At 49.6% G+C, this 24,912-nt stretch carries 26 protein-coding genes and 1 pseudogene; 9 read left to right on the forward strand and 18 right to left on the reverse strand.

Features of this window, described 5'->3' with window-relative positions; all coding sequences use genetic code 11:
- Window positions 1-309 (forward strand): DDE-type integrase/transposase/recombinase (locus tag BM258_RS22440; RefSeq protein WP_139229351.1); only part of this gene is annotated, 309 nt, incomplete at its 5' end.
- Here the strand turns inward: BM258_RS22440 and BM258_RS22445 are convergent.
- The gene (locus BM258_RS22445; RefSeq protein WP_139229352.1) at window positions 299-601 is read right to left on the reverse strand and encodes a hypothetical protein; all 303 of its coding nucleotides are present in this window, start codon (window positions 599-601) and stop codon (window positions 299-301) included. The two genes, BM258_RS22440 and BM258_RS22445, sit on opposite strands and share 11 nt — an antisense overlap.
- Window positions 602-918: 317 nt before the next feature.
- On the opposite strand from BM258_RS22445, the gene BM258_RS22450 reads away from it, so the two are divergent.
- The gene (locus tag BM258_RS22450) at window positions 919-1,917 is read left to right on the forward strand and encodes a helix-turn-helix transcriptional regulator (RefSeq protein WP_090075486.1); all 999 of its coding nucleotides are present in this window, start codon (window positions 919-921) and stop codon (window positions 1,915-1,917) included.
- Between the two features lie 108 nt (window positions 1,918-2,025).
- On the opposite strand, the gene BM258_RS22455 is transcribed toward BM258_RS22450, so the two are convergent.
- From BM258_RS22455 to BM258_RS22480, 6 genes are read right to left on the reverse strand one after another with little or no spacing between them, the layout of a single operon-like run.
- Window positions 2,026-3,072, reverse strand: coding sequence for a Rossmann-like domain-containing protein (locus BM258_RS22455; RefSeq protein WP_090075487.1), 1,047 nt, complete (start codon window positions 3,070-3,072; stop codon window positions 2,026-2,028).
- A gap of 18 nt (window positions 3,073-3,090) precedes the next feature.
- Complete coding sequence (locus tag BM258_RS22460) at window positions 3,091-3,459, reverse strand: cupin domain-containing protein (RefSeq protein ID WP_090075488.1); 369 nt, start codon at window positions 3,457-3,459, stop codon at window positions 3,091-3,093.
- A 9-nt stretch (window positions 3,460-3,468) separates the two neighbouring features.
- Window positions 3,469-3,804 (reverse strand): cupin domain-containing protein, encoded by a 336-nt coding sequence (locus BM258_RS22465; RefSeq protein WP_210186857.1) that lies wholly within the window; start codon window positions 3,802-3,804, stop codon window positions 3,469-3,471.
- Window positions 3,801-4,433, reverse strand: a complete 633-nt coding sequence (locus BM258_RS22470; protein ID WP_175528217.1) for an ABC transporter ATP-binding protein — start codon at window positions 4,431-4,433, stop codon at window positions 3,801-3,803. The genes BM258_RS22465 and BM258_RS22470 overlap by 4 nt, the downstream gene beginning before the upstream one ends.
- Window positions 4,430-5,209, reverse strand: coding sequence for an ABC transporter permease (locus BM258_RS22475; RefSeq protein WP_090075491.1), 780 nt, complete (start codon window positions 5,207-5,209; stop codon window positions 4,430-4,432). Before BM258_RS22475 ends, BM258_RS22470 begins: the two co-directional genes overlap by 4 nt.
- Window positions 5,210-5,242: 33 nt before the next feature.
- On the reverse strand, window positions 5,243-6,214 hold the full coding sequence (locus BM258_RS22480; RefSeq protein WP_090075492.1) for an ABC transporter substrate-binding protein: 972 nt from the start codon (window positions 6,212-6,214) through the stop codon (window positions 5,243-5,245).
- A 298-nt stretch (window positions 6,215-6,512) separates the two neighbouring features.
- Between BM258_RS22480 and BM258_RS22485 the strand changes: the two genes are divergently transcribed.
- From BM258_RS22485 to BM258_RS22500, 4 genes are all read left to right on the forward strand, one after another.
- Window positions 6,513-7,328 carry a Crp/Fnr family transcriptional regulator gene (locus tag BM258_RS22485; protein ID WP_090075520.1) on the forward strand — a complete coding sequence of 272 codons (816 nt, stop codon included), beginning with the start codon at window positions 6,513-6,515 and terminating at the stop codon, window positions 7,326-7,328.
- Window positions 7,329-7,412: 84 nt separating this feature from the next.
- Window positions 7,413-8,249, forward strand: coding sequence for a class I SAM-dependent methyltransferase (locus BM258_RS22490; protein ID WP_090075493.1), 837 nt, complete (start codon window positions 7,413-7,415; stop codon window positions 8,247-8,249).
- A 67-nt stretch (window positions 8,250-8,316) separates the two neighbouring features.
- A complete protein-coding gene (locus BM258_RS22495) occupies window positions 8,317-8,694 on the forward strand; it encodes a nitrous oxide-stimulated promoter family protein (protein WP_090075494.1) in 378 nt (125 codons plus the stop codon).
- Between the two features lie 178 nt (window positions 8,695-8,872).
- Complete coding sequence (locus BM258_RS22500) at window positions 8,873-9,061, forward strand: hypothetical protein (protein ID WP_090075495.1); 189 nt, start codon at window positions 8,873-8,875, stop codon at window positions 9,059-9,061.
- Between the two features lie 991 nt (window positions 9,062-10,052).
- Here BM258_RS22500 and BM258_RS24320 read toward each other — a convergent pair.
- The 10 genes from BM258_RS24320 to rnk form a co-directional block, all read right to left on the reverse strand.
- Entirely contained in the window at window positions 10,053-11,057 is a 1,005-nt protein-coding gene (locus BM258_RS24320; RefSeq protein WP_139229353.1) for an ABC transporter substrate-binding protein, read from the reverse strand.
- 16 nt (window positions 11,058-11,073) lie between these two features.
- A complete protein-coding gene (locus BM258_RS22510) occupies window positions 11,074-13,008 on the reverse strand; it encodes a TonB-dependent receptor (RefSeq protein WP_175528218.1) in 1,935 nt (644 codons plus the stop codon).
- Window positions 13,009-13,158: 150 nt separating this feature from the next.
- On the reverse strand, window positions 13,159-14,385 hold the full coding sequence (locus BM258_RS22515; RefSeq protein ID WP_175528219.1) for an NnrS family protein: 1,227 nt from the start codon (window positions 14,383-14,385) through the stop codon (window positions 13,159-13,161).
- Window positions 14,382-15,224: an ABC transporter ATP-binding protein gene (locus tag BM258_RS22520; protein WP_210186858.1), complete on the reverse strand. Its 843-nt coding sequence runs from the start codon at window positions 15,222-15,224 to the stop codon at window positions 14,382-14,384. The genes BM258_RS22515 and BM258_RS22520 overlap by 4 nt, the downstream gene beginning before the upstream one ends.
- Window positions 15,196-16,110: an ABC transporter permease gene (locus BM258_RS22525; RefSeq protein ID WP_210186859.1), complete on the reverse strand. Its 915-nt coding sequence runs from the start codon at window positions 16,108-16,110 to the stop codon at window positions 15,196-15,198. The genes BM258_RS22520 and BM258_RS22525 overlap by 29 nt, the downstream gene beginning before the upstream one ends.
- Window positions 16,111-16,432: 322 nt before the next feature.
- A complete protein-coding gene (glnA, locus tag BM258_RS22530; RefSeq protein WP_090075501.1) occupies window positions 16,433-17,842 on the reverse strand; it encodes a type I glutamate--ammonia ligase in 1,410 nt (469 codons plus the stop codon).
- Window positions 17,843-17,938: 96 nt separating this feature from the next.
- The gene (locus BM258_RS22535) at window positions 17,939-18,277 is read right to left on the reverse strand and encodes a P-II family nitrogen regulator (RefSeq protein WP_090075502.1); all 339 of its coding nucleotides are present in this window, start codon (window positions 18,275-18,277) and stop codon (window positions 17,939-17,941) included.
- Between the two features lie 97 nt (window positions 18,278-18,374).
- Window positions 18,375-18,827: a TrmO family methyltransferase domain-containing protein gene (locus BM258_RS25140; RefSeq protein WP_090075503.1), complete on the reverse strand. Its 453-nt coding sequence runs from the start codon at window positions 18,825-18,827 to the stop codon at window positions 18,375-18,377.
- 102 nt (window positions 18,828-18,929) lie between these two features.
- Complete coding sequence (locus tag BM258_RS22545) at window positions 18,930-19,823, reverse strand: DMT family transporter (RefSeq protein ID WP_210186860.1); 894 nt, start codon at window positions 19,821-19,823, stop codon at window positions 18,930-18,932.
- A gap of 82 nt (window positions 19,824-19,905) precedes the next feature.
- A complete protein-coding gene (gene rnk, locus BM258_RS22550; protein ID WP_090075505.1) occupies window positions 19,906-20,313 on the reverse strand; it encodes a nucleoside diphosphate kinase regulator in 408 nt (135 codons plus the stop codon).
- A gap of 427 nt (window positions 20,314-20,740) precedes the next feature.
- On the opposite strand from rnk, the pseudogene BM258_RS25185 reads away from it, so the two are divergent.
- Window positions 20,741-21,029 (forward strand): annotated as a pseudogene (locus tag BM258_RS25185) (IS5 family transposase); the annotation flags it as partial.
- An 86-nt stretch (window positions 21,030-21,115) separates the two neighbouring features.
- Here BM258_RS25185 and BM258_RS22560 read toward each other — a convergent pair.
- A complete protein-coding gene (locus BM258_RS22560) occupies window positions 21,116-21,814 on the reverse strand; it encodes a cyclic nucleotide-binding domain-containing protein (protein WP_090075506.1) in 699 nt (232 codons plus the stop codon).
- 252 nt (window positions 21,815-22,066) lie between these two features.
- Between BM258_RS22560 and BM258_RS22565 the strand changes: the two genes are divergently transcribed.
- Window positions 22,067-23,437, forward strand: a complete 1,371-nt coding sequence (locus BM258_RS22565) for an MFS transporter (RefSeq protein ID WP_090075507.1) — start codon at window positions 22,067-22,069, stop codon at window positions 23,435-23,437.
- Between the two features lie 72 nt (window positions 23,438-23,509).
- A complete protein-coding gene (locus tag BM258_RS22570) occupies window positions 23,510-24,901 on the forward strand; it encodes a NarK family nitrate/nitrite MFS transporter (protein ID WP_090075508.1) in 1,392 nt (463 codons plus the stop codon).
- Window positions 24,902-24,912: the final 11 nt, after the last annotated feature.

The raw sequence follows: 24,912 nt of genomic DNA on the forward strand, positions 1-24,912 counted from the left end.
AAGTGCCCGAAAGATACCGTCCACCGCCAGGTGAAGTATCTCAACAATGTTGTCGAGGCCGATCATGGCAAGTTGAAGCAATTGATCAGGCCTGTTCGTGGGTTCAAAACGATGAAAACAGCGTATGCGACCATCAAGGGATTTGAGGTTATGCGCGCCTTGAGAAAGGGGCAGGCCAATCATTTCAATCTCTCAAATGACATCCTTGGAGAAGCTCGGATTGTCGAGCGGGCCTTTGGTGTTGGTCCGGGAGCTATAGCAGAGGCTATCACTCTGCTCGAGAAAAGAGCATCGAGCTCTATGGCCTAAGTGGCAGCCGGGCTGAGCCTCTCGACTGCTCCTCAGAGTTTTTGCAACAGAGCCTGCGGATATGCAGGTCGGAGAATATCGTGTCCAGCTCATCGACGCTTGTAATATCCTGCTCTTGCAATTCTTCGCTATTGGCAACAGCGATATCGGCAACCACATCAAATGCGTTCTCGACGCGTTTGGTTGCGGCAACGACAATCCTCTCAAGATGATATATCGCATCGTCATCCACGTCTTCTATTTCTTGCGCGAAGGCAGCCTCTCCCATCGTAGGGGCCAGAGAAGCGCCCATGCAAACGCATCCAAGTGCGAACAGAGAAGTGCTGGTTTTGAGAAAGTGACATACCATTTTATTGCCCATTCCGGTCCGTGTTACTAATCGTAGAAAGCCTGTCCTTCCTTGAGAGGGGCAGAAGCATGGCTCTATGCATATGAGTTTTCGGTCTTTCCAGCCACCTCAATACAGATTTTAGCCACCCTGATCCGGAAAAACTTGAGTTAGTAATACATATTTTCATACAATGTGATTGCCAGCCTGTTTTCTGGCAACGAAAAGCCTGCCTCCAAGCATGCTTTTGAAGTTCAACATTTCATAAATCAGGATGAAATATGGCAATTCAGATTCGCCAGCGCTCGTTAGTTCAAGCGCTTGACTACCAGCTTCCTGAAGGACATTCAGAGATTCGGCTGCTGCAAAAATACACTATGTCCAACGGTTTCCTGAACCGCTATGGCATTCGAGACGGCATGGAACTGCTGGTGTTTGATTTTACGGTCGAGAAACAGGTCGAGGAGAGAGTTATCGCACCAGGTGGCTTGCTGCTGGCATATGTTGTCAAGGGCGATGGACAAATCGCACTCTGGCCCCGAGGCTCGGAACATCCCAAAGCCATCACCTACCGAAAGGATCTGTCGATCATCGCCAAATCGAGAGAGCCGATGGAGGCACATTCGTCCATTCGACCTTCCATACGATTTTGTGGAGTTGAAATTCGGCTCGACGGAGCATTTCTTCAACGCAGCGGCATAGAGGCGATGCTCGACGACCTTGATGAAACGCATCCATGGTCACTATTGTCTGGTGAGGGGATATGGATCGGCGAGCGCGAGACACCAGGACAGATTGACGAGTTTGTTCAACTTGTTCTAGCAAGCGCGGGGTCATCTGTACAAGATGATTTTGTCATTGAAGCCAGAGCGCTCGATATGTTGCGCCTGACACTAGGAGCCCTCAAACCGAATGGGCCATCGAGCACGCGGGCGCAGATAAAATCACAATCCCTGAAACAAAAGGTCGAAGAGGTCAAGCATCTCCTGCAAACGGATCTGACACGCCCGTGGGCAATCAAAACGCTGGCAAGGGAAGTTGGGCTCAGTGAAAAGAAACTGCAACAGGAATTTAAGCGCCTTTCGGGGTTGTCCGTTTATCGCTATTTGCAAAAAACACGTCTTGAAGAAGCACATATGCTAATCACGGAGCGTGGACTAAGTGTTACCGAATCCGCATTCCGGGTCGGCTATTCCAATCCAAGCCGCTTTTCTGAGCTCTTTAAACGCCAATTCGGAATAAAACCCTCTGAATTATGGCCGTCGGGTCAAACCGATTGAGTGGAGGCAGGCCTAAGCGAAGCTGCAAACCGACCGCATACGAAAGACAGGCAAGCCTGAGAAATTCTGACATTCTGGCGAAGAGATCTCCACCGAATTTGATGACATCTAGAAAGCGTTAGCGGATTGGTGGTCCCGGTTTTGTTCATATCCACGTAGATACCGGTCGTGGGCAATATGATCGAGCATGATCATTGTGCCGGTTTCGACGATAAATTGCTCCGCGGCATCGGCGTTGACAATAACAGCTCCGCTGATTTCATTGATATCATCACCAAGGAGAAACGGGCAAAGAGGAGCGCTGGGTCCTACAAGCATTCGGTGTGGCACCATGTGGCTTGACTGCAGGATTGGTTCCAGACTGCCATTCATCATGGTCTGGGCGGTTATCGCCAGTTTCTGTGCTGTCTTGTAAGCTTGAGGGGCTTCTTCAACCGAGATATCCCCCGGCTTTGGTTCGCGTTCGACAATTTTAGCAGCAGGCAATCTCTTAGCGGCACCTCTGAAGCCGCCGATTATGATCACCCCATCCCCAGGCGCTTCGATTGCTGAAAGACCACCGCTCTCTAAAAATATGCCCGACTGGATCTCCATCGCTTCCTCGCGGTTCCAGAAGGCATTCACCGCAGCCAACCCAACAGAGCGGCGCAGCGTGTCACTTGAGCATAGATCGGCGGCGAGTTCCGAGAGGCTTTTACCTCCAAATCCTTCTCTTGGGCGGATGGTTCGCGCCCCTTCTGTGCCTCGCATCGGACTGCGCGCGATGCCGCAGAGACCTCCTGCGCGCACCATGGTCCAGTTGAAACCGACAATCACCTTGTCGACGATATGCTCACCGGTAACACTGTCTGCCAGCATCCGCTCCATTCTGCCGCCACCAAGGGAGGCCAGAATAGCATAACCATCTGGGCTAATTGCGTTATGCTGCAGGCATTCTTCTTTGCTTTTGCATAGAATGATTGCTGCCTGCCCCATAGAAGGCTTAGAATAAGGCCCGACAATCACTATTTGTGCCTGCCTGCCGCCAATCCGCCAGCCAAAGCCACGCAATTGCATCAGAGCTTGATCTAACAGCGCTTGATTCTTATCCTCAGTAACATCAACGGCAACAGAGCCACATAAACCTGGTGAGTTGGGTTTTTTATGATTATTCATCGAGGTGCCCTTTAGCGCCTATTCTGGCTTCCATTGATATTTTTTGTCTTCCATCTTCACCACGGTGAGTAGAAACTTGAATGCTTCGACAGCTTTCAACCCATGGGGTATTTCTGCTGGCATAATAATGGTCTCCCCGGCTTTGACGATCTGCGCAACGCCATCAATGGTAATCTCTACTGAACCTTCTAGAATCTGCGCCATTGCATCTCCCGTTGCTGAGTGCGTGCTCAGACCTTCACCTTTGTCGATTGCAAAAAGAGTCATACCAACAGACTGTTTCTGCGTCAGTGTTATGCTAGCGACCTTGCTGGGTTTGTAGTCAATCAAGTCAGCAAGGACATGTATTTGGGAATGCTCTATATTCTTGATGAGGTGCTCGCTCATTGTTTTTCCTTAATCGTTGAGGGTAAGTTTCAGCATTTTGAAAGCTTTTCCACCTCCAATAGAATGCCCCTTGTGGGCGGCGACAGCGAAGATATCTCCAGCCTTTAAAGACACGTCCTTGCCATCAATGGAGATATTGGTTTCTCCTTTGAGAAGCAGATAAAAGGTGTCGCCCAGATAAGATTCCTCGCTGACTATTTCTCCATCCGCGAAGGTGAAAAGGGAGATATCGACGTGATCTGAATTCGAAAGCGCCATGCTAACCACCTGATTGGGCTCACATTCAATCAAGGAAGTGATGCTTTCAGGATTTTGGGACGGGAGATTTTTTAAAAGCTTCATCATATACTCTTGTCTGCTAGAAGGAGTTGGCCGCCGCTAATTTCATAGGTGTATTTTACGATGTCGGCCAGTTCATTGCGATTATGTGTCACATATATAACGGCCATGTCAGGGCGCTGCCGGATCATCCGTTTTAAGTCTGCCAATATACTTGAGCGGCGTGAGCTATCCAGCGCGCTCAGAGGCTCGTCCAGCAGTAAGATGTCCGGTTCGATGGCGAAGGCTCTAGCGATAGATACACGCTGGCACATGCCCCCACTCAATTGTTTAGGAAAGTAATGTGTAGCCTTTTCCAAGCCCACGTCGGTTAATGCCTTTCGTGCTCGCTGTTTCATGTTCGATTGCGAAGATTTATCGGATGTTGCCTCCAATGCGAAAAGAACATTTTCCAGAGCCGTTTTCCATGGCAGCAATCGATGATCTTGAAACACATAGCCGATGTGATCGCTTGCTGTTCCACAGCCCCCCCTATCGGGTTGTATGACTTTTGCAATCAAACCAAGGATCGTCGACTTTCCGGATCCTGAAGGGCCAAGCAAACCCACCACATCACCCTTATTCAGGTTAAGACAGATATCCTGCAATACCACTTTGCTTCCATAGGATTTGCTAGCATGGTTCAGTTGGATCATTCTTGTTCTCTCCAATGCTGCAGATGCCTTTTTAATGGAGCGAACAATAGTCCATTTATGCCTCCACCAAGGAAAAGGCAGACAAGAATCCATGCAAACAAGGCTGGTGTGTCAATATTAGCGCGCGCTAGTGAAAAGGCATGGCCAATGCCCTTGCTAGCACCCAACACTTCAGCCAACACAACAATGCGAATTCCCATTCCCGCAGATAGGCCCATCGCTGCGAAAAGTGGACCATACACGCCCGGGAGATATACTTGCCGGATCATCTGGCTGTGACTTGCATGATAGACCTGAGCCATTTCGATCAAGCCTTCATCAATAGCCTTAATGCCTGCAATCGTGTTGGCATAGATCAATGGAAAAATGAGCAAGCTTGTGACGAAGATTGTCTGTAAACTGCCCATGCCAAACCAGATCATGCTTACCATTACCAGCACCACAGGAGGCAAGGTCATCAAAATCCAGTTGAGCGGTTCGAGCAGCCATTTCACCCGCTCTTCAAAACCAGCCCAAATTCCTAGAACCAATCCCATCAAAGCTCCCAAAAACAGGCTGACAACGAAACGATACAAGGTGATCCCAAAATGACCCCAGAATTCGTTCTCATTCAGGAGCCGCAAAAGCCCGACCCCGGTCTGCAGGGGAGAGGCGATGACAAGATCGCTAAAGAGTAAAGAAAACAGCCACCAAACTATAATCAGAATGACTACGCCAATACAGCCCCAGATTTTCCGGGATGTCATGACGCGAACGCCATTTGTTTGTAAAAACATGATTTAAGTATGTCCACAATTGTTGGTGCCGCGTCAGGGATAATAGAAGCCGGCATCAGGAAGTTCGCCGCCGATGGATTTAGGATTAAGAGCCTTGAAAGCGTCGAACATATTCTCTATTTCTTCCTTGACTTTGCCGGATTTGATGGCTTCGAATTGGGTATATTTGAGGCTTTCCTCAAAGGACTCAGCATTGATGCCTTCAACATATTTGACAGCTAGTTCAGAGGCTTCCTTAGGATGAGACACTGTCCATTTCACCGCTTCTTCATATGCTTTGGAAAAAACTTCAACTGCATTAGGATTCTGGAGTATAGAGGGTAAAGCCACGACGCCTGCATTAGGGAAACGATCCTGCCAACCATCGATCTTGCCGAGTTCTTTCTGGATATCGATAACGCGTCTGAACTCTTTTCCTTTGCTTTTGCCTTTCATAATGACCATGGAGGAAACAGGCTCAATCAACAGCGCATTCTTGACCTGCCCCGCCAGCAGACCCATAACGATATCAAGAGGTGAGGCAACATACTGCACATCAAAATCCGTCATTGGATCGAGGCCTTGATGCTTGGCAATTGTCTGAAAGACTAAATCAGGTTGATCTCCACGGAACGGTACATAAATCTGTTGACCCTTCAGGTCTGAAAGGCTGGAGACCTTCACATCCTGACTGACGATATACATAACGCCCCAGATGGAAACATCCACCAACTTCAGCTTCACGCCCTTGTTATAGAAAAGAGAGGCCACGTTCGAAGGAACGGAAGCAAAATCAACTTCTCCCGTGGTCATCATCGCCCGTAATTGATCGGGGTTATTCCATATTTTTAGTTCGGTTTTTTCGGCAATCTCACTGAGCAAGCCATTATCCAGAATATAGGCCATCGGCATAACAAGCGGCGCGAAGGGGCTAGCCAGAACGATTTTGTCAGCGCGAGCTTGCGCCTGATTGCTGAAAGATATCAGAATAGAAACAATCATGGCCGATAAGTAGCGGTACTTCATAACATTTTTCTCGTTCACAGAATATGAAAACGTCGAAACTTAAGCTCATGAATGTCTTGGAGACACTTAAAGCTGAAATCAGACGGCCTAATTGTGGTATATGGAACTCAAGAAAAAATTGTTGAAAGTCAAGTGAAACACGATTATTTGGCACATATCCCGGATAAAGCGTCTTATGATGAGAAAGACACACCGCGAAGCTGTGCGAACGCGATCTTTCCGTCCCCCCATTAGTGGCGGTCAGGTCTTAGGGCATAGATCTATCACTGCCGGGCATAACTAAACTATGGATGTTTGGATGCTTTATTCTCTCATAGACGACAATGAAATTTCAGCCCTGCGCCATGCTCCGATCTTTCAAGGGCTGAAAGATGAAGTGATTGGGGAAATTCTTCAAGCCGCACAAGTAAAAGTCTATGAGCGCGATACAAACCTTTTCGTACAGGGTGATCCGGCGGAAGCGATCTACATCATACTCAAAGGCTGGGTGAAAATTTATCGTATTACTCCAGCCGGAGACGAGGCGCTGGTAAATGTCTTTGCACGCGGGGAAAGTTTTGCCGAAGCCGCTGCTTTCATAAAAGGTGAATATCCAGCTTCCGGAACGACGGTAACCGATTGTCGGTTGCTCAGGATTTCAGCTCGCCATCTTATTGCAGTGATAAAACGCACACCTGAGGTCGGCCTTGCGATGCTAGGTGCCAGCTCACAGCGCATTCATATGCTGGTACAGCAAATAGAACAGCTTAAAGCGCACACAGGTGCCCAGCGACTCGCCTCGTTTCTGCTGTCCCTTACGGAGGCGCGATCAGGTTCTTGTACGTTGGAGCTCCCTTACGACAAAGCGCTGATAGCATCCCGCCTTGGTATCAAGCCAGAAAGCCTCTCTAGGGCATTCCAGAAATTGCGGGGCTACGGAGTTTCGGTAAAGCGAAATCTCGCTATCATCGAAGATCTGCAAATTCTGGATGAGATGGTGCAGCTGGAACGTGCTGTTGTCATGCAAAAAAAATTGAGCCCGCCTTCTACCCAGCTAACTAAATTGACCGGAAAACTATCGCCATTTTTTCTTGATGATCGTCAAAAGATGAATGAGCTACTCAAGTTATCATGAGCTTTTAAGCACTCACTTAACGGGTATACAACGAATCTAAAGCAAACATGCCGTTGATTGGGTGCTGGGAGAAGGAGGCTATAAATGTCGCAATCCAAAGCACAACTCGAGGAGCAGCCCCGGCAGCCTGCCGAGAGGTTACCTGGTGCAGATCTTAATGAAGCTAAAATGCCCGGGCATTGGTTACTAGCCCGCATGGGAAAGCGTGTCCTGCGCCCTGGAGGCCGCGAACTAACGCAGCAAATGGTTGATGATCTCAAAATTGACGATAAAACCGATATCGTCGAACTCGCCCCTGGACTTGGCCTGACAGCACGTCTGTTGCTTGAACGCAAGCCGCGCAGTTACAACGCCGTTGAACGCGACAGCGATGCCGCTGCAATTGTCAAAAGACGGCTAGCACAATTCTCTCCGATCAATATTCATATTAGCAACGCGGAGGAAACAGGCCTTAATGATGCGTGCACTGATATCGTGCTTGCCGAAGCAATGCTGACGATGAATAACCAAGAACACAAAATCAGAATTGCAAAGGAAGCTTACCGAATATTGCGCAGAGGAGGTCAATACGCCATCCATGAATTGGCGATTTGCCCTGAAGATGCGGCAGCCGACATCCAAGCAATAATCTCGAAAAGTCTTTCCGAAGCGATACACGTCGGAGCGCGTCCCTTAACTCGCAATCAATGGTGTACCTGTCTTGAAGAGGCAGGCTTCGTTATCGAGAAGGTCCACACCGCTCCCATGGCCCTCTTGGAACCCAAACGCATCCTTGCAGACGAGGGATTACTTCGCACAATTCGTTTCTCGCTAAATGTTGTCAAGAGCCCAGAAGCTCGTCGCCGTGTTTTGATGATGAGACGAACATTTAGACGCTATCAATCAAATCTGGAAGGAATCGCAATCATCGCCAGGAAATAAAGGAGACTTCATCCAAAACCGTTCGAAAGGAGGGATTCCCTGACTAGCGCCTTGGGGGAACCTTTAGATGGCAAAAAACTATATTGATTTCACAACAGACAAACGCTTTGTGCGCAGAAAGCGAGAATTGAAAACAATAAAAATAATGATCCACCTATATTGCCGACATCATCATGATAGGAAAAACGGGATCATATGTGAAGAATGTGCGATCCTGTTAACCTATGCAACACGGAGGCTGGAGCGTTGCATTTTTGGTGATGCAAAACCTGCTTGCTCACTCTGTGTGGTCCATTGTTACAAACGCGAAATGCGTAAGCGCATAAAAGACGTTATGCGTTGGTCAGGACCACGGATGATGGTTTGGCATCCCTGGCTCGCGATGTATCATATTCTGGATAAAATTCGCCCCATACCGAAGCATCCGCAGAAAACGAAAGATTAAATACAAGTGTAACGGCTGATCTACTTCAACGCCCCTTCGGAAATGCTTCTAACAATCACTTGCAAAGATATTTCTTGTTCATTTTAGGCGACAATGATATTATTAGACTAATTCTAAATTGTTGAATTTTACATTCAACAATAATAACTTAACTCAGCAACTCAAGAAAGGACTACGTATGGCTACCAAATCTTCTTGTGGTGAATGCACGTTCTACGCCGCATCTGAAACCAAAGCTGCTGACACGGGCGTTTGCCATTTCAATCCTCCGGTCTTTCTCACTGAGGAGGAAACCAAAGCGAAATGGCCCATCGTTGCAAACAACGACTGGTGCGGCCATTTCGAAGGGGATCGCAAATCGGCTTAAATATCCGGCTTGCTGGTCGTTACAGCTTTCTGGGCGTTTTTTCCCGGTGTTAAAGCGCATGAATAGCGATGAACGAACAATCTGAAAACGAGCTGAGCGCGCGAGGACCATTGAGTTGATCGGGACATAAATGTCCTTATCGCTGAAACGCGGGCCGGTTCGGGAACAACGCAAAGGCGACCTTGGGTCGCCTTTGCTGCATCAGTGCATCAGTCCTTCTGACATAAAGAAGCGCCACAACTCAAAAGAATTGTGACGCTACAAAAAAGGATTGAGGACCAATCCCTACCTTTTCAACAAGCCCATATGATGCTCACGCCTTCCGGGAAGAGGACCAAATCTTCGCGGAGTTCGTGTCCACACTTTGCCTAAGGCAAACTGGACTTGCAGGACGTCAAGAGCAAGACACGAGGACCAGTCATGTTACTCGGACGTTTTGCACATTTCCAATGTGTCTCCGCAGGCGAGCCGCATCATTTGCCTATGAGACATATTTTCTATGTACGATCTGATTTCTCGAATCCTACGTCATCTCAAAGTGACCAGCTATTGAGGCGACTCGATTCAAAATCTTCAGGTAATCGAGACAAACCCAAATTAATAGTTACGTAATGAAATAACTTGAGTTCATAACTCATATTTAACATTCTCAAGCTGCGCTGTCAATTACCCACCGCTGATACGACTTCTCCCAATGGGGAGAATAGGCGGATTCTGAACTTTAATGCAGTTGGAGCACCCCGAATCCAAGCCCCCATCGTCGCGCGGAGCTCGAATAAATCTCAATCTGTGGGTAACAGATCAACAGCTAAAATGTTCGGTTCCTGATTGGGATCGTCACAATAGTTCTTCCGTCCGCATCTGTGGAAGAGTCTATCAACGACTTCATTGACGTATTTAATGAAAAGATGCGATAAAAAGCATCTGCCTCTGCATTTGTAGATACAAGTATCAGATGCTCTATGGTTGATGAATTGTCACGCGGGTCCCGCTATTGATAGAATGTACCAGCTGGAAGTTTTCCTCCAATGATTGCAGGAGACATGCCCTTCAAGACGACAAAGAATTTTTCCAACTCCGCCTTTGACTGTTTGCCAGATTTTACGTCGATATGGCTGAATGGGATTGAACGCTCAATGATGGGAGCTTTCAGACCCAAATAGGCGGCGCCGATCTTGGCTGCACTAGTTGGGTTATTGCTCACCCAGCGGCCTGATTCAACTAGAGCGTTGTTGAAGGCTGAAACGAGTTCTGGTTGCTCTGTGAGCAATTTACCTGAAATCATCATGCCTGCTTGAGGAATGGCAGAGCGCCCACCAAAAACACTACCCCAGGCCTTTTGCAAATCCAACGCACGCGTTACTTCAATGCCGTTTTTCATGCCCTGCATCTGGGCCCCGGTCGCAGCGGGTTCAGGCAAAACAGCCATCTTGGCATCGCCTGCAATCATCATTTTCATCGCCTGCATGGGTGTGCCGACATATTGCAGTTTGTAATCCCGTCCCTGCTTTAGTCCAATCTTCGATGCCATGGCACGAAAGACAAGGTCGGGCATATCATTCTTGTAGGGCATGACAATCGTTTTGCCGCGAACAGCTGCAAGAGAGGCAACCTTGCCTTCGCGTGACATCAAATATAATAGTCCCCACGTCACTACGCTGGATAATCTTACATTAATTCCGCGGTTGTACAGGTTTGCTGCTACATATGTCGGTGTCCCGGTGATGCTCATACTGCCATCAAGAACTCCAGCCCGTAATTGATCCGGCGTTCTCCAAACCTTGAACTGCACTTTTCCAACATGATCCTGCAATGCGCCGGACTGAGCCAGATGGGCCAGGGCTATAGATGGTCCTGCTGGAGGGCCATAGATGGTCAATTCGTCTTTGATCTTCGCGAGGGCCGGCGTCGAGAGCATTGATGTGGAAAGCCCACTCACTGCGAGAGACCCGATGCCGAATGCGGAATGACCAAGGAATTTACGTCGAGATAACATTGTTGTCTCCTGATCTTTAGAAATTCATTTGAGAGCGGACAAAGAATGTACGTCCAGGTGCGTTGACTTTTGTTCTCGTTGCGGAAGCAACACTGGTCCCGGTGATGTGTTCTTGATAATCGGTGTTAAACAGATTGTTGATACCAGCCGAGAGAGACCAGCGATTGCTCAACTGCAATCCACCATAGAGATCAACGGTAGCGAAGCCTTTGCCTTCTCCATCATCAAGTCCTAACGCTGTGGTCATGTCTTCATCCACGCGGGTCTGGTCTGAAACAAGGCGTAGCTTCGCCCCAACATTCCATGTGCCCGAACTCGCAAGCATGCCTTGATAATCGAGAAGAAAGTTGGCTTCTAGTGGCGCTATTTGGTAAAGAGCACGATCATCGCTGTCGTTGTTCCCCCACAGGTAAGCGACCTTGGCGGTTGCGGACCAATGATTTGTCAGATTCCATCGCGCTTCAAAGTTTGCTCCAGCAAACAGCGCATCTACGTTACGATAGATTAGAGCACCATCTGATAGGTTCACTCCACTCTGCCCATAGGCTCGATCCCAGGTGATGAAATTATTCACCCAGTCAACATATCCCGAGAGTTTGACTTCGATATTTTCTGAGCTGAACGGACCATCTGCATTCGGCCCCATCACGCCATAGTCAACATAGTTATTCCCTTTCCAGGCCATGCCAAGCTCTGCCTTATGGTGGGCTTCTGGATCTAGATCAGGATTGCCGATCCAGCGGTTTATGGCTTGAGGATGTGTGACTGCATGATAGGCTTCAATATTATCAGGTGAGCGGACCTTGCGGCTGAGATCCCCAAACACCGAGAAGCGTTCATCCATGAATGCTTTGGTTACACGCATGCGAGCAGAAATATTGTTGTCAGTGCGAGACAAATCACCGGTCGCTCCATAGTAGGATCGATAAAGGGAAGCTGGAGACATATTCCAAGCAGCAGCCCCCGTGGCTCCAGATGGAACATCGCCGGTCTCATTGGCGTCCGCAGGATCGGCATGGATGAGGTCATAACGCATTCCAAGCTGCATTCCCCACCCCTCGCCAAAGGAACGTTTGCCATCAAGGGATGCTCCAACGGTTTTCCGGGTCACGTCGGGCACCTTGATTGTGTTTACCACACCAAGCGTATCGTTATACCGACGCGCATCCTGATTGTCCCAACCACCAAAAACTGCTGCATTTGTGGACCAACTTCCCAAGTCCCATCGTGTGTTCACCTTACCATCGAGAATATGGCGTTCTGTGTGGGCACGCATCTTGACCGAGGAATTATCTCGGTTGCTGTAATTATCCGGTTCGCGTTCGACATTTCTTGAAGACAGGTCGACAGAGAAACCGGTCAAACGGTCGCCCTCCAGAACCTGATCGTAGCTGAGCTTACCAACCAGTCGTTCTGTGTTTTTTACATCCATACTGTGATGGGGTTGCAGTTCATCTTCGATGACATCCCGCACGCCCACAAAGCGGAATGTTCCGACAGGGGTTGGTTTCCACTGGATCATCACCTGTTGTGTACTTCGCGTATACCCGAAGGTGACATCGTCGCCATTGGCATCTTTATAGTCGTTCGCTTTCACAAACCGGTTGCCAAACAGCATGACGACACCAGGTGCCATGAGCTTTGCTTGTGCGCCAGTATAGAAGGCGTTGCTCTTACCATCGTAGCCCCCCATGACTTTTACTGTCTTGTTCGCGTTTGCGACATCCGATTCAACGCCAATAGTCGTCGACAAGCTGCTATCATCATCAAACTGCTGGTAGGGATCTGCAAGCAACAGCTCAAGCGGTGATGGTACAGAAGGCGGGCCTGCTAACGCATGGCGCTCCATTGACAGTGTGTCTATGAAGTCTTCGGCCTGAGCTCCAAAGCCTCCTGTTGCGACGACAATCAGACTGATGCCTGACATGAATAGTTTTTTCTTACCCAACATTGTCTTTCTCACATTCTTCATGAGTTATTTGTGTTTGAATTCGGTGGTCGGCCTTTGCGGCATCGGTAATTTCGATACCGGAAGCTTTCTTTGAACCATCTCGGGTCTTGTCTATGGCGCGATCAATTCCAGTACGGTGATTGCAACTTTCTAGGAGCTCCTGCTAAAAGCCCATGGAACAAATTGAACCAGATAACATCCGTAACTGAGTGCGAAACACATCCAGGCCGCCACCATCCAATCGATCTCGTCCCAGAAGAGGGGCGCGATGGCGCGCAGGAAACAGGCGGCGATCATGAAACCCATGGCCAGAGCGAACAGCGGACGGAATATGAGTTGATGACCAGAATGGCGACTGCCAGCGATGATCAGAACCATCAGAGTTGTGAAGGAAAAACTGCCAATGTAAATCGCATGGCGCCCATTGATCACCGCTGCGTAATCCGCAATCCCCAGCAACCCCGCCGCTTGAAGAGCCAGACCTGCCGTCATCAACCAGTAGGTCGCATAGAGCCCCTTTGTGTAGATTGACGATAGAGCTTTGCGGATATGCCAATCCTGCAGGATCGCCAGCACCGCACAAGCTGATGCTAAGGCGAGCCAACCTTGAAGGGCTTCGCTGGTCGGTAGAATGCGGGCAGTAGTGAAAAGGCTGACACAGGTTATCGCCACCCGGCGGACCGGCGGACGCGGCAGAAACTTGATATCCTTCTCGCCGTTATCTGTCAGGGTCAGATTGACGATCGCCGTGCTGATCGCTGACAGGGCAACTAGGATCATGACCATGAAAGAGCCTTCAGCTAGTATCACGCCGGTTTCAAATGTCAGACTTAATGTTTTGCTAAGTGGTATCTCTCCGAAGATGTACCCAATGGATGCAATCATCTGCGCACAGCCCAGCAGCAAGACTGGCCATATTAAATGGCGCATGCGCACACTCAGAATTGGCTTCGCAAGGCGCAGAATAAGGAAAAACATGAAAAGTAAATGCGACCCGAAAACCAGCCAAGCGGGCAAATTGTCGATAAACCAAAAAGCCAGACGTCCAAAGAGCCACAGACATGTTAGGCCGAATAGTTCGCGCCCCTGCACCTTTGGTGTGCCGCTCCAGGCTGGCACAGCGGTGGTCAGAAACCCAGCCATCGCGGCCATGAGGTAGCCAAAAATCATGTCATACTGATGGAGCAGCACTGGATCTACCAGCCCGGCTACTTCTATTCCTGCGGACAGGGAAATACCCCAATAGACAACATAAAGAAGGGCAAATAGGGCCGCGAGGGGGAAAAAAGTCCTGAAGCCCTCCTGAAAAATCGGCCAGTTTTGAAAGCTGGAAGAGAGCGAACTATCGCCATTGGGTTTGAAGATACTTTCACTCACAGCACTTTCTCCCAGTTCTTCATTCGGAACAAATCGGCGATCATATCATCAGACAGCAGCTCAGCCTCAAGTTCGTGGGCCAGCTGTCGCGTTCTGAGATGAAGCGGCATCTTGATCGTGACTTCTTTGATAACTCGGCCCGGATCGGGTGCCATGACAAGAACCCGATCACTAAGAGAGAGCGCTTCAAAAATGTCATGGGTCACCATGAGAACTGTGCAGGCACGGCTTTCTATCTCTGTCAGCAATGCGCGGTACATCTCGCGTCGACGTCCCACATCCAGCGCGCTGAATGGCTCATCAAGAAATAGCAAATCTGGTTCCGTCACCATGGCCCGGGCAATGGCCGCCCGTTGCTTCATGCCACCGGATAGCTCAGCAGGAAATTTCTTTAGATCAGCTTGAGAAAATCCCATGGCTTTTGCTGCCACGGATACGCGCTCAAATTGCTCTTGCCGGGTCAGTTTTGCGGCTTTGAGGCCAAAGGCCATGTTGTCGTAAAGACGCTTCCAGGGCAGTAAACGATGATCTTGAAAAAGAACAGCGCCGGAGTCCGTGTTTCTTTCGACAGAGCCATCGCTGGGGGAAATAAGCCCCGCTGCAATTTTGACTAGGGTGGTTTTCCCGCAGCCAGACGGGCCGATCAGGCTTACAATCTCACCAGGCGCCATTTTGAGCTCACACGCATCAAGAACCTGCTCAATGGGAAGATAACGGTGTTCCTTCAACCGGAGATGCAGGATCGTCTTTTTTCTCGGCCTTTGTGAAGACGAAGTGCCGCTGCGTATTTCGTTATCTCTCTGGGACGGTTTAAACATCGTTCTTCCATCCCTCGACATGAGATTTCACGGGGTTCAGAACAAATCCCTCAAAGAGCAGCAATAAACCGACCACCGCGACAATCCACGCCATGGTGGCGACGGTGTCGATGTTGACACGCGCTTCTGCAAGGCCGGCGCCAACGCCATCACCAGATGCGAGCAGCTCTGCTGTCATTACGACTTTCCAGCTCATCGCAAAGGATGTGGCCCAGGCAGGGAAAAGATAGGAGACGATTTGCGGTGCCTGGACATGGATGAATTTTTCCGCACGAGAGATACGGAAACTGTCGGCCATTTCGTCCAGATTACCGTCCCGCATGCGAACGCCTTGCATGGTTCCGGCGAAGATGAGAGGCAAGGTTGTGACAAAGACGGTAAAGATCGGAGTGCCTTCACCGCCAAACCAGAGCAGCGCGATGACAATCCACGCAATTGGCGGCATTCCTTGCATCATGGTGACCAAAGGTCTGCTCAAGACAGACAGCGTGTTGGACCAACCTGCCATTAGTCCGAGAATGATGCCTACACAGCTCGCGGTCAGGAATCCAAGCAAGGCCCGTTCCGAGGTGATGAGTATGTAGTTTAACCCGTGCGACTCCGAAATCAGTGTACCAACCGTTTTGATCGTTTCTAGCGGTTCTGGCAATACCAAGGGGCCAAAGGTCTCAAAACCGATTTGCCAAAAGGCAAAGACCAAACAGATCACGGACAGAGTTGTCCAGCCCGACCACAAGCTTCCCACAAATGCAAACAGGTGCCGTATCATGCGTCTGTGCCCCGTCCGCAGGTAAGCTGAAGGCGGTTTGCATTTTCGATTTGTTGTTGGGGGAAAATACGACGGACCATAGCTATCCATTCTTTGATGAATCTGACTTGCTTTATGGTCCTGAATCTTTGAATCCACGAATGGTCCAGCGCGGATCGTTGGGTAACTATATCTTGAATATGGTTCTCATCTTTTGACGATCGTCAAGCACCATCCAAAAAACTTTGAGTGGACTGACTCATTGTTCCTTGTTGACAGAGAAGCAATTTGAAAAGTTTGAATTGTATGAACGCTTTAGTTGTCTGAGATTGTTCTGAATGTGGAAAATAAGGGTGAGTATAGTGATAAATGAGCGCGACCAGTGGTGTGGAATAAAAGAGTTTAGTGGAGAAAAGGAACCTCAAAAAGAGGGCAACCACCTGCCGCCCTCTCGACTAATATCAACATAAGGAATGTTAGATTAGCAGCTGTAATACATAGCGAATTCAACTGGGTGCGGTGTGTGTTCGAACAGCTCGATTTCTTCCATTTTCAGCTCGATGTAGCCTTCGATCTGACCTTTGGTGAAGACGTCGCCAGCAAGCAGGAACTCGTGGTCAGCTTTCAGGCAATCGATGGCTTCACGCAGGGAACCACAAACGGTCGGAATGCCTTCGAGTTCTTCAGCAGGCAGATCGTAGAGGTTCTTGTCCATTGCATCGCCCGGATGGATCTTGTTCCTGATGCCGTCAAGGCCAGCCATCAGCAGAGCAGAGAAGCAGAGGTACGGATTAGCGGACGGATCCGGGAAGCGAGCTTCAACGCGTTTTGCCTTTGGAGATTCGGTCCAAGGAATACGGATGCAGCCGGAACGGTTGCTAGCAGAATATGCGCGTAAAACAGGGGCCTCGAAGCCAGGGATCAGACGCTTGTAGGAGTTGGTGGACGGGTTGGTGAAGGCGTTCAGGGTCTTGGCGTGCTTCAGGATACCTCCGATGAAGTGAAGGGCTTCCTGAGACAGGTCAGCATATTTGTCGCCAGCGAAGAGGGGTTTGCCGTCTTTCCAAATGGACATGTTGCAGTGCATGCCGGAACCACTGTCCCCATAGATTGGTTTAGGCATGAAAGTGGCGGTTTTACCGTATGCCTGAGCTACGTTGTGGATGACGTATTTGTATTTCTGTTGTTCGTCAGCCTGTTTGGTCAGGGGGCCGAAGATCATACCGAGTTCGTGCTGGCAGGACGCCACTTCGTGATGATGTTTATCAACTTTCATGCCGATGCTCTTCATGGTGGAGAGCATTTCAGAACGGATGTCCTGCGCATAGTCGGTAGGGTTGACGGGGAAATAGCCGCCTTTAACACCCGGACGATGGCCGGTGTTGCCGGTTTCGTATTCGGTGTCGCTGTTCCATGCGGCATCGATTGCGTCGACTTCAAAAGAAACCTTGTTCATGGTGTTGGCATAACGAACATCGTCGAAGATGAAGAATTCTGCTTCTGGGCCCCAGTAGGAGACGTCGCCGGCACCGGAAGATTTCAGATAAGCTTCAGCTTTTTCTGCGGTGCCGCGCGGGTCGCGCTCATAAGGCAGGCCGGTGCCTGGCTCAACGACGGAGCAATGTACGCAGAGGGTTTTTTCTGTATAGAACGGATCAATGTAAACGCTGTCGCAGTCCGGCATCAGTTTCATGTCGGAAGATTCAATCGATTTCCAGCCCGCGATAGAGGAACCGTCAAACATGAGGCCTTCTTCGAGGAAGTCTTCATCTACCTGGTCTTCCATAACGGTGACGTGCTGCAGCTTGCCACGCGGGTCGGTGAAGCGAATATCAACATACTTGATTTCTTCATCTGCGATCATCTTCACAATTTCAGCTGGTGTGTTCATTCCGGTGTCCTTTGTTCTTGAGCGCTTGGATTGGTCGACCAGGGTTTCGGTAAGCTTTCTGTTTTCAACACACTGATCGAGAGATATGCTAATATTTCAAACGGCTTCATTGCCTGTTTCGCCGGTGCGGATACGGATCACCTGATCGATATCTGAGACAAAAATCTTGCCGTCACCGATGCGTCCAGTCCGGGCACATTTTTGGATTGCTTCAATGGCCATGTCGACCTGACCTTCATCGAGCACAACTTCCACCTTTGTTTTTGGCAAAAAGTCCACCACATACTCGGCGCCACGGTACATTTCGGTATGGCCTCTCTGACGACCGAAGCCCTTGGCGTCAATCACCGTGATGCCTTGCAGGCCCACTTCCTGCAGCGCTTCTTTGACCTCCTCAAGCTTGAACGGCTTAATGATCGCTTCAAGTTTCTTCATGATATCTTGCCTCCGAGAATAATTAAATTTGCACGCACTTTAATCACATTGCACATTTTGTGGTCAGTTCAATCCATAATATGTGCATAACTGGTAATCAAACTGCTGTTAAATGTGCGGGTAGCTGCGTTCTGCCGCAGTAAAGGGTCTCCGGTCGCAAATCCAGAATGGGAGTGCCCGTTGGACACTTCAGTCTTCCAGATACGTGAATGAGGTTCTTTTCGATCTTTCGGACAAGTCCTAACCCGATTCCAATCGGGTTAGGACGGTCAAGTGTGCAAGTTGCAAAAACGCCGAGTTCCTCTGCATCGTCCGGCGGATTACTTTTCAGAACGCTGCGATTTGCCTCTCGAAGCCAGTATAGAATTGTCAGCTCGCTGATTGTCTCGAGGCCAATGCAGCCATCAAAATAGACTGCATCCAGTTCAAGGACATAGTTGCGATCGTAATCTCGATAAGAGCATGAAGTGGTGTCCATCGGGCAACAATCTGTTGTCCAGATCGTGCCAATCGGCACCAACTCATAGGGGTGAGGTTGGCAATAAAACATGGTGAAGTTCCTTTGTCGGTTTTGTGGAGCGGCCTAATCCGGCTAGAAGAAAGGTTTTCTGATGGCCGTGAAGCTTTTTTTGGGGGGGGGGCAAAGCGGATATCAGGCAGCTCGATTGCGCCGATCTGTCATTACCGCCTGATAGTTGGAGAAGAGAATAATAGCTCCGCCCAGCAGCACCCAGACATCGATGAACTCGCCATAGGCGTAGTAGCCAACAATGGCTGCCATTGGCACTCGGAGGAAGTCGATGGGGATGACAACCGACGCATCCAGTATTCTCAGGGCCTGAGCCTGACAGAAATGTGCACTCAACGCACCGGCTCCTGCCAGTACCATCCAGGGCAAAGTATGCCAGTGAACCGGCTCCCAGTCAGTTAGAGCGAGCACAAAGCCCAAGGGCAATTGGATCAGGATCATCCAGACAACGATAGCTCCGGCGGAACACTGTTGGGTTAGCTGTTTCACGCAGATTAGCGATAGACCATAGCCTGCCGCAGCCAACAGCACGAACACTGACGCAGGATCAACCATGCTGATTCCTGGCCGCACAATAACGAGAACACCGACAAAGCCTCCGATCGTGGCAAGAAGTCGCGGTCCCGTAAGCCTTTCTCCAAGAATGAGCCAAGCGAAGAAAGCAACCCAGATCGGCATTGTGAATTCTAATGCGAAGACCGATGCAAGAGGCAAAAATACCACGCCAATCGTCCAGAAATACTGAGCAGTAAAATGCACAATGTTGCGAATGAAATGCAGGCGCAGCATTTTCTTTTCCCGCACTTCCGGCAACAGCTTTCGAGCCAGAACAAGAATAATAATTAGGCCAACGAGCGCTCGGAAAAACAGCACCTGCTGGATGGAAAGGGAGCTTGCCAGCTCGCGGGAGCCAATCGACATGCCGATAAAGGAGATCATGCTGAGCGCCATCCAAACTAGTCCGCGGCCAAAGCCTAACTCGTCGTTGGAGACAAATGACGGTCCAGTAACTTTCATGAGCGTCTGTTCCTTGCTTATTAAATGTTTCTTCAGTTCTTTAGGGGGGTAGGAAGATGCCTTCACATGATGTGCGAAAGGCTCAGGCTTTCTCGACCGGAGGAGTAACTGCTTCAACAACCAACCGTTGGATGCGGCCATCCCGTGTTTGCCAATCCATTGACTGACCCTTGGATAGGCCTATCAGTGCCACTCCAATGGGTGTCAGAATGGAGAGCCGGTCTAAAGCGATGTCAGCTTTGCCCGGATACACCAGTGTTATCTGGCGGGAAGGGCCGGAGTTTCCTGAAAAACGCGCATAGGATCCCATTCGGATTACGTCGCTACTGATGGCCTCGTCGGGAACGACGCGTGCTCGGTCGAGTTCGGCATATAGAACCTCAACCACGGAAGATATGGTGCTTTCATTCTTTTCGGCCAACAGCATCAGCCGGTTGGCGTCAGTTTGTGTGATCGTAATATCTGGTTTGAGGAAGGCATCTGTGCTCATGGCTACAATTGCTCCATGCCTGCCGCAAATACGGCAAGTATGTAATCCGTTGGTGCGGATCTGAGTGTAAATTTTCAGGTGAAATGTCGCGTGACCAACGATACTATGAACGCTGGATGGCTTGTTGCCGCTACCCCTCGACCGGGCGCGACGCGTCCGAGTCGGGGGCTACCCGCCTGCGATAAGGCACATCCGTTTGAGAAAGAGGGTGGAGCAAATGTAGGTCATAAGACCAATGTGGCCTCGGGTACAACCAAAGTCAAGCTGTACGACTGGCAAATTCTTTTTACAGTGAAATACTGAGAGCAGGGCGGTTTACAACCAAGATTCAATAGTATTTTGAAAGGAAACTAGGCCGTATTGACAAAAGAGGTTTCAAATCAGTTGATTTCTGAATGAAGGGCGCTTTTACCAAGACCTTTATGAGCATTCGGTCTATGTGGGTTTCTGGCGCTGGGCTAAATAAGGCGTCTGGGACGCCATGCTGGGGACGCTCATCGAGCTCGGTCTAACCGATGACTGGCGACATATGGAAGACAACGCGATCATCCGGCGCCATTCGCAGGCAGCTGATGCAAAGGGGAGTCTCAAGGAAGGCTTTGGTCGATCGCACGACGGTTTTACGAGCAAGATCCATGCCCGGTTTGGGGCGCCCTCTTGGTTTCCTGCTGACAGGAGGGGAGGCGTCCGATTACGAGATGTTTACAGCTCTTCTAAGGTAATTGCTATCACTTCGCGCTAGACAACATAACTGTTGACGCTATCGTGCAGAGATCAGCTCGGGAGAATGGCATATACAATATCAGGTCTTACGGTCATCAATCAAGTGATTTGGCTTCGCCAGTATCAGTAAGCTTTTCATGTCATTCAAATGAACTTTGCTACCTTCAACTTCAACACCGTAAGGTTTGAGCGTGTTAAAAGCACGCGAGAGATTTTCCGGTGTCATACCTAATAAAGAAGCCAGGGTTCTTTTGTCATAGGGTAATTCCAATGATCCTGTTTTTCCCTGATCTTTGTCGTAACGAATTAGACGATTAGCTAGCCTTTCAACAGAGGTACGAAGCTTGATGTCCTTCTGGTCTTTTACAACGCCGCGATAGCAGCTGGCAAGTTCCCCGACAATGGCTCTGGCGAAAGCATCATCCTTTTCGAAAGCTTTACGAATATCTTCGGAGGGAACTAGTAGGAGTTTTGATCTCTCTGTGGTGCGGGCCGACATCAAATAGACGGCATCCTTTAATACGGCAGCCAAAATAAAAGTGCCGAATGGTTGTACTACTGCCATGGTTGCTTCACGACCATTCGAACTGGCGAACAATTCTACTTTCCCTTCAACCACAACATAAAGGAAATCTGCAGGGTCCCCTTCATGGATAAGCGTTAGCTGCGCTGGAAAGGTTTGCAAGTAGGCAGCTTGCATGAGCTCTTCAAAATTTGGGCCGCTGGTGGTTTCAAACAATTGAAGCTCTCTGACCTGCGGCAGATCTGTTGATCTCATCTGGTGGTCTCTTGATGAAAGTTTGGTCCTTAATTAACATTTTTAGCTCAGCCAGATAGTGCTGACAACCTCGCACCTTGATTATCCCAATAGTAACACTTGCCAACTGCAAGCAAGGAACTTGTTTCTTCAGCAAAAGCTGAATGGTTTGATTTGCATCAAGTCTTCTATGCGGTCCGGCGCGCCTAACTTGCTCTCACATAGAAGCTACTGCGCTTTCATAAACATGGTGAACAAGGGGAGGGGTGACCCATGCATGCTCTTGATGGAGTCACTAAGTCTGACCAATACCGAGCATTGGGTCTCAGCACATTTGCGTTTACGGTATGTTTTGCTGTATGGACCATTTTTTCAATTATTGGTGTTAAGATAAAAGGGGAACTCGGGCTTTCCGACACGGAATTTGGCCTGCTTGTGGCCACCCCAGTGCTAACCGGCTCGGTGAGTCGTATCTTCCTCGGTGTTTGGACAGAGCAATTTGGTGGTCGAATTGTATTTCCTTTGCAAATGCTGGTGACGGCGGTAGCCGTATGGTTGCTCACTTCTGTTCACACATTTGAAATCTTTCTGCTCGCAGCGCTTGGACTGGGGTTGGCTGGGGGATCATTCATCGTTGGTGTTGCATATGTTTCGCAATGGTTTGAGAAAGAGCATCAAGGGACGGCTCTTGGCATTTTCGGAGCCGGCAATGTTGGGGCGGCGGTTACGAACTTCGTAGCGCCTTTTCTTGTTGTTGCACTCGGTTGGGAAGGGACAGCCCGTGTTTATGCCATCGTATTGGCAGCTACGGGGGTTTTGTTTTTTCTACTGAGTAAAGATGATCCGGCGCAATCTGCTCGCAAGAAGACGGGAGCCAAAGCTGTTTCAGCTGCTGCGCAGCTGGCTCCGCTCAAAAATATTCAGGTTTGGCGCTTCGCGACTTATTACTTCTTCGTCTTCGGAGGGTTTGTTGCGTTGGCGTCGTTTCTTCCGCGCTATTATGTGGGGGCTTATAATCTGGAGCTGACAACAGCGGGTATTTTTGCGGGTCTCTATTCGCTTCCTGGTTCTGTATTCCGCGCTCTTGGTGGCTGGATGTCAGACAAGTGGGGCGCACGCTTTGTCATGTATTTAACGTTCATCGTGTCACTGGTCGCTCTTTTCATCCTGAGCTATCCCCAAACAACATACACGGTATCGGGTATCAACGAACCGATCAATTTTCACTTTGGCATCAGTGTGTCCGTGTTCGTTGGGTTAACCGTGGTTCTCGGCTTCATGATGAGCCTTGGCAAAGCCGCTGTCTACAAACACATCCCGGTATACTATCCCCACCATGTTGGGGCTGTTGGAGGGCTGGTTGGAATGATTGGTGGGCTTGGTGGTTTCTTTTTGCCAATCGCATTTGGCGTCCTGCTCGACTTAACAGGCGTTTGGACAGCTCCTTTCATGCTGATGTTTCTCTTGGTCGCAATTTCCTCCGTTTGGATGCACGTCGCAATCCGTAAAATGGAGAAGCGTCGCCATCCCGCCTTGGAGCAAGAGCTGTATCTCTCAGATACTCCAGATCAGCCGCTGGCCGCACCGAAAGGCAAGGCTGAGCCTTTCAAGATCCTGGATACCAAGCATCAGTCTGCCGATTAAACAAATTCGAAAATACAGTAGTTCGCCCTAATCGGGCGACCCATTTGAAACATGCGCTGTAAGGGGAGGCCCATGGCGATTTCATCGATACATCAAGATCAAGGACACACGCTCAATGACTGGCGGCCAGAGGACAAACAGTTCTGGGAAGAAAGAGGCCGACAGATAGCAGCCCGAAACCTCTGGATCTCTATTCCGGCCTTGCTGTTAGCCTTTTCTGTATGGATGGTTTGGAGCGTGGTTGTTGCCAAGTTACCCGCAATCGGGTTTGATTACACAACGGACCAATTATTCTGGCTTGCGGCCTTGCCGGGGCTTTCAGGCGCAACACTCCGCATCTTTTATTCGTTCATGGTCCCGATTTTCGGGGGACGTTTGTGGACCACCTTGTCGACCGCATCATTGTTGCTGCCGGCAATCGGAATTGGTTTCGCCGTTCAAGATCCTGAGACACCGTATTCCATATTCTTGATCCTGGCGTTGCTTTGCGGTTTTGGGGGCGGAAACTTTGCCTCGTCCATGGCCAATATTTCCTTTTTCTACCCGAAAAAGGAAAAGGGCAACGCCCTGGCGCTGAATGCAGGGCTTGGGAACCTTGGCGTCTCTGTCATGCAGTTCCTTGTCCCTCTAGTCATTTCAACCGCTACATTCACGGTGTTTGTGGGTGATGCCCAAGTAGCCAGAGATGGCACCCCTCTATGGCTTCAGAATGCAGGCTTTGTCTGGGTGCCCTTTCTAGTCATCTCAACATTAGCCTCCTGGTTCGGAATGAATGACATTGCTGACGCAAAAGCTTCTTTCAAAGAACAGTCGATTATTTTCAAACGCGCGCATAACTGGATCATGTGCATTCTCTACACCGGCACATTCGGATCATTTATCGGTTATTCTGCTGGTTTTCCGCTGCTGATGAAGACGCAGTTTCCTGAAGTCGATGCCTTGTCCTATGCGTTCTTGGGGCCATTGGTTGGAGCATTGAGCCGTGCAGGTACCGGTTGGATTTCCGACAAATTTGGCGGTGGCCGTGTCACCTTCTGGACGTTTGTCGGCATGACTTTTGCTGTTGCTGGCGTTCTCTATTTTCTCGCAACAAAGGATCAATCCGGGGCATTTTGGGGATTTTTTGCAGCCTTTATGGCCCTGTTCTTCCTGACTGGTGTGGGCAACGCATCAACCTTCCAGATGATCCCCACAATCATGCGCAAAGAGGTTGCCCGCCTTATGCCTGAATTGGATCAGGCTGCAGAATTGAAACAGGCAGAGCGTGAGAGCGCAGCTATCATTGCATTCACGTCCGCCATTGCTGCCTACGGAGCATTCTTCATTCCAAAGGCCTATGGAACATCCATCAGCATGACCGGCGGCCCGGAGGCTGCTCTGTGGTGCTTTGGTGCCTTTTATGTGCTGTGTGTTCTTATCACGCATGTCTTCTACACCCGCAAGGGCGCCTCGGTTCCTTGTTGAGCCCGGCCGAC

Source organism: Cohaesibacter marisflavi, from assembly GCF_900115225.1.
Lineage (GTDB): Bacteria > Pseudomonadota > Alphaproteobacteria > Rhizobiales > Cohaesibacteraceae > Cohaesibacter > Cohaesibacter marisflavi.